Genomic DNA, 10004 nt, shown 5'->3' with positions numbered 1-10004 from the left:
ACCCTTCTGTGAGATTTCCGCGTTGATGGCGCCACTGCAAGCGGTGGTTCAACAACCGGGGCGAGCGTCATTATCGATGAAGGCGTGTCCGTAGATGGCGATGGCTGGCGTATTGGTACGGCCACCTCTCCTTCAACCGTGACGGTTAAAGGGTCCCTGACGCTCCGTAACTCTGACATTATTAATAACGGCTCTAAAGTCATTGTCGGGGATGGCGGCACTGTGGTGCTGGGTGGTTACGCTACCACGACGTCTGATCTGATTGAGTTCTCCGGATCTGCCAATACACCTGCTGGTGGCGGTGGGACCATTGAAATTGCTGCTGGTACTACCCCCAGCATCATCGGCTATATTACCAACATTACAGACAACGATACCATCATTATTGATGGTATGACCGCTGATAATTATACCTATTCTGATGGTGTTTATACGCTAACCAGCAATGGGACGCCTATTAACGGAACGTCTTCTTTCCAGCTGCCTGCTGCAAATGAAGGAACGAAGTTCACGGTTACAACGAAAGACGGCAAAACTTACCTTAATGCTGTCGATGTTGTTTGCTTCCTTGCGGGCAGCATGATCCGCACGGTCGATGGCGAAGTGGCTGTTGAAAATATCCAGATCGGTGATGAAGTTGTCACGTTTGACTGGAAAACGGGTGCGGAAAACGTTCGTCCGGTTGTCTGGGCTGGCACTGCACGCGCGACCGTTCACGCCAATCTGCAGGATGATGAGGCTGGTTACCCCGTCCGCATTCTGAAGGATGCTGTTGCTGACGGTGTGCCTTACCAGGATCTGCTGGTTACATCAGAACATTGCCTGTTCTTTGATGGCAAGTTTGTTCCTGTGCGTATGCTGGTCAATGGATCTTCGATCTTCTACGACAAATCCATCACCGCTTATGATTACTATCATATCGAAACTGCAGAGCACTCTGTAGTTGCGGCTAACGGTATGCTGACGGAAAGCTATCTGGATACAGGGAACCGTCGTTCCTTCCGTCAGGAAGGTAAGGTTGCGAGCATTGGTGGCCGTGCCAAGACATGGGAAGCTGATGCCGGTGCAGAACTGTGTGTTGACCGCGCATTTGTGGAACCGCTGTTCCGCAAGCTGGAAGCCCGCAAAAGCTGCATTACGGAAGGTCTGCGTCATGCTGAGACCGTAGCGCTGACGGATGATGCAAATCTGCATCTGGTTACGGAAACGGGAGCTGTTATCCGCCCGGTCCGTCGTGATGGCCAGCGTTACAACTTTATGCTGCCTGCCAATGTCGCATCTGTTCGCATTGTCTCTCGCGCCAGCCGTCCGGCTGATGTGATTGGCCCGTTTGTTGATGACTGTCGTCAGATGGGTGTTGCTGTAGGCGACGTTACGTTTGTAACGGCTGCACGTCAGGAAAACATTGTGGCGCATCTGGCAGAAACCAAGCCGAAAGGCTGGCATGCTGACATGAGCCGCGCTGATGTTGCCTGGACCACCGGCAATGCAGTTCTGCCTCTGGCAGGCCTTACGGAAGGGAACATGGGGCTGCTTAGCCTGAATATCCTGTCCGCAGGTCCGTATGTTGAAGAAGTCCAGAAGGAAGATGCTCAGGTGCTGAGCGCCTAATCTCTCCTTCACTTTGAAGACTATGATGCAGGCCCTGTTCCGCAAGGAACAGGGCCTGTTTTCATTTGGATGCTTTGGATTGGCAGCGTTTGTGCTGAACTCCGAATGGGGGATTTTTGTCCGTAATCACCGTTACTACTGAGATGGTGTAGAGGAAATTTCCAGAGTCAGAATTCATCATAAGATTAGTCCTGACGCGATACGGCGAGCCATCTGCTTGAATATATAGAGCCTTGCGGCACTCGAAATTTTCGTATCGATAAACTGGATTTGTTCTGTATTTTTTTATTGGCGTCTACGCTTTCTGGTGGGGAAGGGTATGTAAGAGCCTCTATTTATGGAAGGCTGGGAATGAAACGTATCGCAGTAATTGGCGCTGGGGCCTGGGGTGCGGCGCTGGCGCTGCATGCGGCCCGAACGGGGGCGGATGTTCATCTCTGGGCGCGTAATCCGGGTGCGCAGCTTGCGAATGGTGCCATGCCTCGCCTGAGCGCATTTCCGCTGCCGGCAACCATAAAAGTGACAGACGAATTTTTGCCGCAGGCAGACATGACACTGGTGGCCGTGCCTATGAAGCATCTGGCCTCCGTGTTGGCGCAGATGGAAACGGCGTCTCCTCTCGTTCTGTGTTGCAAAGGGGTTAAACCCGACAGTCTGCACTTTCCGCTGGATATTCTGGCTACCATCCAACCGGGACATAGGGGGGCCGTTCTTTCAGGACCTAACTTTGCGCATGAAGTGGCTGCCGGGTTGCCAGTCGCTGCCGTTCTTGCGGCCAAAGAGGACGGGTTAGCGCGCTCGCTGGCCGATATGCTCGGAACGCCAGCTTTTCGGCTTTATGACAGCACGGATACTATTGGGGTGCAGCTTGGTGGCGCGGCCAAGAACGTCATCGCCATTGCCGCGGGTGTGACGATTGGTGCAGGGCTGGGAGAAAACGCGCGGGCCGCTCTGGTAACACGGGGACTGGCGGAAATCAGTCGCCTTGCGTTGGCGCTTGGGGGCGAGGCGGCCACTGTCTCTGGCCTGTCCGGGATGGGCGACCTTCTTTTAACATGCACTGGCACGTCCTCGCGCAATTTCCGCGTAGGTCGGGCGTTGGGGGAAGGTTTGTCCTCCACGGAAGCGGAAGCCGCTGCGGGGGGCGTGGCAGAAGGTGTGGCGACATCACAGGCGCTGACTGAACTGGCGCGGCGCTCTCAGGTGAGTGTGCCTGTCATGGATGCTGTGGCCGCAATCGTGACAGGGCGTGCGCTTTTAAAAGATGTCATTGAGCAACTTCTGGCGCGGCCTTTGGGGCCGGAAATTAAAGGGTCTGAAGCTTTTTCTCGTTAGTATGAATTTTTAAAAATGACTGGCTCCATTAATATTTTCAATGGAGCTATCAGAAAGGTGGTCACACCAGCATAGACCCTCATGCGGGTATGCTGGTGTGAGGCTGACGCCCTGCGGTCAAAGCGTCAGCGTTCTGTTTATTTTGAGATCTGAACGTCAGCCAGCGCTGTGTTGAGCAGATAAGCCAGACGGACGCCTGCCTTCATCAACTGCTGTGTGACAACGGTCTGGGCTGCGGCATCATAACCGGCAGGGAGTTCAACCGGAGCGCTGTCCGTATCGCAACCCGCTTTTACGGTCGTCAGGTGGTAGGCGTAGTCCCGGGCCAGACCAAAGCTTTCCTGTGCCCAGTCTGAGGGGGTGCCTTGTTGCCATGCCTGCTTGTCATCGTACGTAATATGCATGAACAGCGTGTCGGACAGACTTTTGGGATTGGGGTCGAGTTCAGAGACGACCGCAGTATCCCAATAGGAATGCAGGTTGGTTGTGCGGGGGCCGCCCAGTGCGAGCCGCACACAGTTGCCGCCTTTGTCATGGTTGTCCGCAGCATGGAGCGGCTGATGCAGATCCCCGACAAAATGTACCAGATATTTCAGAGCCAGAACGCGTTCAGCCGGAGAGGTGTCCGGTGCACTCAGTTCCTTTGCAAATTGCGGAATTTTGTTAACAGCACAGTCTTTTGCCGGTCCTGCACTCGCAGGTCCGTTCTGCGCTGGGAAGTTGTAACAGGCCTGAGGAAGGTCGGGGTGGTCCAGTTCAATATCAACAAAGTGCCACTCACCGGTTTCCTTGTGCCCGGCACTCCGCCAGGTATCTGCCCAGGTAGAGCGAGAGAGAAAATCAGGCTGTGTCAGGGTGTCTTTGTCCTGCTTTAAAAGGAGGTCGACCTTCTGGCGCACGTCTGGCGTCAGATAATCCCACGCCAGTGCAGCCACAACCTGATGCCCTTCACGCCCCCATGCCAGAGCTTGTGAACTTGTAGTGGCTAAACCGAGTATCATGCAGCCAGCGGCTGCGAAAATATTAAAACGTGATCTCATGAAGAATACTCTCAAAAAGTCTCATTGTTTTTGAGATTATAGTTTTTTCAGAAAAATATATCTATTCGGGATTGTAATATTTTTTTACTGTGCTGCCACTACGTGCTTTTGTTGCAAGCAATCTCGCCCTCAGGCTGTGCCAGTATATGACATTATGATGAAATGTGGTGTTGCGGTTGTTGAGGGTGGTGTTTCTGTTTAGGGCAACTGTCGCTCGCCCTCTGCTGTTTAAAACGACCTTTAAAGAGGCGAGTGGGGCGGTCTTAAAAGACTGGTGCGCGCATTTGAAATTGAGAGGGTATGGATGTCGGTGATCGGACGCAGAGGACTTCTGAGGGGCGGGGGTGGACTTGTTACAGCGGGTCTTCTGTCCTCCATCAACCGTGCATTGGCTATTCCGGCGGAGCGCCGGAGTGGGACGCTGGAAGATGTCGAGCACGTTGTGGTGCTAATGCAGGAAAACCGGTCCTTTGATCACTATTTTGGTCATCTGAATGGTGTGCGCGGGGTCGGGGATCGTCATCCGGTCCGCTCGCCGGACGGTACACCTGTCTGGTCACAGGGGCGCGCAAAGCCTGAGGAGGGGAGGGTTCTGCCGTTCCAGCTCCGCACGCATGTTACAAGTGCCCAATGTGTTCTGGATCTCGATCACAACTGGGCGCCCACACATGCGGCTATCAATGCCGGATGGAACGACCAGTGGCCCCGGCATAAGACCGACATGACGATGGGGTACTACACGCGCGAGGATATTCCCTACCATTACGCGCTGGCGGATGCGTTTACGGTCTGTGACCATTATTTCTGCTCCACCCCAACGCAGACCCATCCGAACCGCTTTTATCTGATGACCGGAACCGTAGATGGGGAAGGCGTGGGCGGCGGCCCGGTTCTGGATAATGTAGACTGGGTCGACCGCGCTTTTTATCCGGAAGTGCCGGGGCCGTTTAACTGGACAACCTATCCGGAGCGGCTGGAAGCAGCCGGGGTGAGCTGGCAGGTTTACCAGCAGGGCCTTTCTCCGTCCGATGTGGAAAACGGAAATTTTGGCACCAACGTGCTGCTGAACTTCCGCAATTATGTCGAGGCTCCGGAAGGCTCTCCGCTGTTCCAGCGGGCGATGACCAAGCGCACGCTGGATACGCTGAAGCAGGATGTTCTGGCGGATCGTCTGCCTCAGGTGTCCTGGTTGCTGCCGCCTGCTGCATATTCCGAGCATCCGCGCTGGACCCCCGGTTATGGGGCAACCTATATCGCCCGGGTGCTGAATGCTCTGACGGCAAACCCGGAGGTCTGGGCAAAAACCGTTCTGCTGGTCATGTATGACGAAAATGACGGCTATTTTGACCATATGCCGCCGCCGCAGCCGCCAACACCCGTTCTGCCCGGCAAGAGCACGGTGGACACGCGTGGCGAGATTCATGACCGTCTCACGCCCTATGAGCCGAAGCGGTATAAAGCTGATCTGCTGCCTTATGGATTAGGCCCGCGTGTTCCCATGCTGGCTTTGTCACCCTGGAGCACAGGTGGGTTTGTGTGTTCGGAAGTGTTCGACCACACCTCTGTCTTGCGGTTTATTGAGGCGCGCTTTGGGGTGCGTGAAACCAATATTACCCCCTGGCGGCGTTCTGTGTGTGGGGATCTGACCAGTGCGTTCGATTTCTCGCGCAAGCAGGGGTTGAAGGGTAATTTGCCGGATACGGCTGATTACAGGAGCAAAACTGACCTCTCCTGTAAATTGCCCAATCCGGCTGTTCCGGCTCAAAGCAGCGTGTCTGACATTGGCGAACAGGAAAAAGGCCATCGCCCCGCGCGGCCTCTCCCTTACGTTCTGACTGTGAACGAAGTGGACGGGCCTGCTGGCTTCTGCACGCTTCAGTTCCTGAATGAAGGCACAACGGGTGCCTGTTTCTATGTGTATCAGGAGCTGTCAGAGGAAAAGCCGCGGCGCTATACTGTAGGGGCTGGTGCGTCTTTGCAGGACCAGTGGCCTGTGCCTGCGGGCGAGATGCTGCGGCTGATGGTGATTGGTCCCAACGGCTTTGCGCGATATTTTCATCGCAAGGGGCGTTCGGTCGTGGGGATTTCTGTCGTTGATCAGGCAGAGGCAGGGGCCATAGTCGTGAAACTCACAAACCGCACCAACCGACCGCAAACTGTCCAGATGCATGACAATGCTTATGGGCTTGCAAAGCGGACGGTCGTTCTGCCAGCGCGAGGTGTCAGGCAGGAGCAGGTCATGCTGGCAAAGAGTGACCATTGGTATGATCTGACGGTGTCTGTTGACGCAGAGCCGGGTGTGACAAGCCGCTTTGCAGGGCATGTTGAAACAGGGCGGCCCAGCATTACAGACCCGGCGTTGGGGAAGCCTGTTCTCCACGCATGAGTCTTCATCCTCCCGGTACGCCGGGAGGATGTCTGCACCGTTTCAGCAGAAACAGGAATGTATAAAAATTAAAGAATGACCATTTTTTATGACGAAAATTAAGGTCTGTCCGTGAGTGTGGTAAAATAAAATATGAGAAAATAGACTATATAATCTCTATTTTTTGGAGAAATTCTCGAAAAAATTTATCGTTGTGATTTCGAATTGTTGCAAAAAAGCATCATGCTTTCATTTTTGTATGCGTGTCATAAAAATTTAAAATAAAACCTATTTTACAGATGTTAAAGGAGGGCGGCGCTTAACGATATTTTGAATGGAACTGTTGACCACTATGCAGAAACTTTTGGCCACTTCCGCGCTGATTGGCTTTACAACGCTCCCGTTCTCAGTGGCTTTCGCCGCAGCAGAACCTGACACGACGGAAAAGAACAACGGGCATGTGCGCGCTGCTTCATCGTCAAAAGTTTCCTCCAATGAGCCTTCAATGATGGGTTCAACCGCACCGACTGATCAGGGGCCTGAAAGGGTTGAAGTGAAGGGTGGGCGTCACCGGCAGGTGGGCGGCGGTCTGATGATTAAGGAAGACGCGCCCAAGTCGCGCTCCACCATCACAGCGGAATATATTGAAAAACAGGCCAGTGGCCTTAACCCGATGCAGCTGATTGAAATGCTGCCGGGCATTAACACCACGTCTACCGATCCGATGGGTCTTTCCGGCGGCCACATGACCATGCATGGTCTGAGCGAAAGCCAGATTGGCTTTACGCTTGAAGGCTTCCCGATCAACGATATCGGCAGCTACGCTGTTTATCCGCAGGAAATTGTGGACCCTGAAAACCTGCGCACCATTAATGTGGAACAGGGCTCAGCGGATCTGGATAGCCCGCATATCAGTGCGACCGGCGGTGCCGTCAGCATGTATCTGATGAATCCCAAGGACCGTCTGGGCGGCAAGATTGTCGGCTCTTACGGCAATTATAATGCACGCCGTATTTTTGGGCGTCTGGACACCGGTTATGTTGGGAATACCAACGTAAAGGGCTTTGTATCCTTCTCCGATGCGGCTGAGCAATCCTGGCGCGGCCCGGGTGGGCAGGGCAAGCTGCATGGTGAAACCAAATGGGTGAGCGCCTGGGGTAAAGGCAACGTTGTGTCTTTCTCTCTGGTGGGGAACCAGTCAAAAGGCGTGACATTCCCGACAACCCGTATGTCAACCTGGCAGCAAAAGGGCATTCACAACAGTTACGAAAGCAACTGGGACCCGAAAAAGCCAAGCGGGAACTACTACCAGTTACATCGCAACCCGTTTACCAATATTTATGCCAGTGCGCCGTCAACCTTTACGCTGACAAAGAACCTGACCCTGACGGAAACCCCCTATTTCTGGTACGGGAACGGAAATGCCGGTGGCGCGTATAACGAAGACCTCACCAACCAGCAGTATGGTGAGCAGACCGTGACGGGCTCCATCGGGCCGTATAATCCGTCCAATACAAAATCTATCCTTCTGTATAACCCGTCCAACACGCAGACCTATCGCCCCGGTGCCGTGACAAAGCTGTCCCTGCATACAGGGATCAACCGTCTGTCGGTTGGTTACTGGTTTGAATACTCAAAGCAGATCCAGACAGGGCCTTACAGCCTGATAGATAACGCGACCGGCAAACCTTATGATCTGCTGGCGAGCGGCCCGAATATGGTGCTTTCAAACGGTGAGACGGCACAGTATCGCGATACTCTGACGCAGACCCGTATTCATACGATGTTCATCGCAGACAGTCTGTCTCTGCTGAATAACCGCCTTACTCTTGAAGCTGGCCTGAAGTATGCCGTGGTCAATCGTGAGGGGCATAACTTCCTCCCCAACACGTCTACCGGTCCTTACATCAATGGTTCATGGCAGGAACCGCTGCCGGCGGCGTCCATCCGCTTCAAGATTAATAACGAAAACCAGCTCTTCGCGTCCTCAACAACAAACTTCCGTATCCCGATGAATACATCACTGTATGATTCCGGGGCCTACAGCACAAAGACGAAGGGCTACACGACGCAGGCTAACGCCGACATGCGGCCGGAAATTTCCATCTCCGAGGAGTTCGGCTGGCGCTATCAGGGCCCGACTGTCATGGGCTCGATAACGTATTTCCATTACAACTTTACCAACCGCCTGTATCAGCAGACGGTGACCATGCCGACCGGAGATACCTATAGCCGGAGCATCAACGGCGGGAACTCCCATGCCGATGGTGTGGATGTGGAAGTGGGCACGCGCCCCATTCTGTATCACCTGCGTCCGTATTTCTCCGCGGAATACATCAATGCCCGCACGGATAGTAATGTTGCGGCAGGCGGCACAAGTGACTTTGTGTTCAGCAAAGGCAAATTTGCTCCGCAGACCCCCAAGTATCAGCTTGGTTTCAATCTTGATTACGATGATGGCCACCTGTTTGGCGGATACAGCCTGAAATACGTTGCCAAGCAGTATGCAACCTTCGTGAATGACCAGCATATTCCTGGTTATCTGACGATGAACATCAGTGCCGGGTATCGTTTCAAGGACTGGGGGATTATGAAATCTCCGACCCTGCGCCTGAACCTGCGGAATATTACAGACCGTCACTATCTGGGGTTTGTAAGCGGCACAGCCGCCAATGCTCTGGCAGCGACGGGAATGTATGGGTCCAAGATCAAGGGTGGCAGCACGTCCTACTCCATCGCAGCACCCTTCATGGTGATGGGGACGGCCAGCGTCGATCTCTAAAACTCTGAAAAACGGAGGGGCTGTGTGCTCCTCCGTCCTTTAGCATCAAACTGTTTAGTGGCTGGATTTTGCGGGGGCTTTACCGTTATCCGGCATTGCAGTTTCAGCAAAATCTTCTGAGACAAACACCAGACCGTTGAGGATCTGGTCGAGGGCAGCGACGGCTTCCGGAGCCTGCTTGCCTTCAGTAAAGACCGTTGCGCGGTTCAGGGCACCCTGTGTCTGCGCCAGCGGGGTCAGCGCGATAATGAAATCCGCATTTTCTCCCACAACCTGCATGGTCTGCGCAGCTTGATCCGGCTGACCGGCTTTAAGCTGGCCATTGGCTGTTGCAACAGCTGCTTTCTTTTCCGGAGCCAGTGTTTCCGTTGCAATAAATTCGCCACCAACCGGGATCCATGTGGTCGGGGTCGTCACGGGCATATGGGACGGAGAAACCGGGCGCTGAGGCGCAGGCTGAAGCTGGCTTTCTGCGGCATCAAATTTCGTTTCCGCTTTGCTGGCTGCTGTCAGACGCTTCTGCGCATCGTAAAGGGCCGGGATTGCGGCATCGGTGTTGCCAGCGGCAAGCGTTTCACGCGCCTGCACAATATCGGCCATGGCGCGCTGGCCGTCAGCGGACAGGTGATGGAAGGCGCGGCCAGCCTTGAAGTTTTCCCACTTGGTATGGAGGCTCTCTGCGTGGGCCAGCATGGGAGTAGCTGTCAGAACAGCCAGTGCGGCCAGAGACGCTTTAGCATTAAGACGCATTGTTACGATCCGTTTCTTCAATATCGAAGGGCTATAATGAGGAAGACCCTTTTCCGCCTCCTATATTGGGCGGGTGGTTGCGTCATACAACTCTCAGATGCGGGACGCAGATCAGCGGGTT

Annotated in this window: 6 protein-coding genes; 4 read left to right on the top strand and 2 right to left on the bottom strand. The window is 54.1% G+C overall.

Translation table 11 applies throughout. The features are described 5' to 3' along the window. Nucleotides 1-84: 84 nt before the first annotated feature. The gene (locus AD928_RS08290; RefSeq protein ID WP_233420011.1) at nucleotides 85-1611 is read left to right on the top strand and encodes a Hint domain-containing protein; all 1527 of its coding nucleotides are present in this window, start codon (nucleotides 85-87) and stop codon (nucleotides 1609-1611) included. Nucleotides 1612-1962: 351 nt separating this feature from the next. Then, on the top strand, nucleotides 1963-2946 hold the full coding sequence (locus tag AD928_RS08285; protein ID WP_062249747.1) for an NAD(P)H-dependent glycerol-3-phosphate dehydrogenase: 984 nt from the start codon (nucleotides 1963-1965) through the stop codon (nucleotides 2944-2946). 137 nt (nucleotides 2947-3083) lie between these two features. Here AD928_RS08285 and AD928_RS08280 read toward each other — a convergent pair whose 3' ends face one another. Further along, nucleotides 3084-3947: a S1/P1 nuclease gene (locus tag AD928_RS08280; protein ID WP_233420010.1), complete on the bottom strand. Its 864-nt coding sequence runs from the start codon at nucleotides 3945-3947 to the stop codon at nucleotides 3084-3086. A gap of 343 nt (nucleotides 3948-4290) precedes the next feature. On the opposite strand from AD928_RS08280, the gene AD928_RS08275 reads away from it, so the two are divergent. Further along, nucleotides 4291-6372, top strand: coding sequence for a phosphocholine-specific phospholipase C (locus AD928_RS08275; protein ID WP_062249743.1), 2082 nt, complete (start codon nucleotides 4291-4293; stop codon nucleotides 6370-6372). Between the two features lie 331 nt (nucleotides 6373-6703). Then, nucleotides 6704-9133, top strand: a complete 2430-nt coding sequence (locus tag AD928_RS08270; RefSeq protein ID WP_373320560.1) for a TonB-dependent receptor — start codon at nucleotides 6704-6706, stop codon at nucleotides 9131-9133. A 54-nt stretch (nucleotides 9134-9187) separates the two neighbouring features. Here AD928_RS08270 and AD928_RS08265 read toward each other — a convergent pair whose 3' ends face one another. Further along, on the bottom strand, nucleotides 9188-9883 hold the full coding sequence (locus tag AD928_RS08265; RefSeq protein ID WP_062249740.1) for a YfdX family protein: 696 nt from the start codon (nucleotides 9881-9883) through the stop codon (nucleotides 9188-9190). Between the last annotated feature and the right edge of the window lie 121 nt (nucleotides 9884-10004).

The organism is Acetobacter cerevisiae, from assembly GCF_001580535.1.
GTDB classification, from domain to species: Bacteria; Pseudomonadota; Alphaproteobacteria; order Acetobacterales; family Acetobacteraceae; genus Acetobacter; species Acetobacter cerevisiae.
This window is presented reverse-complemented; position numbering and strand designations above follow the sequence as displayed.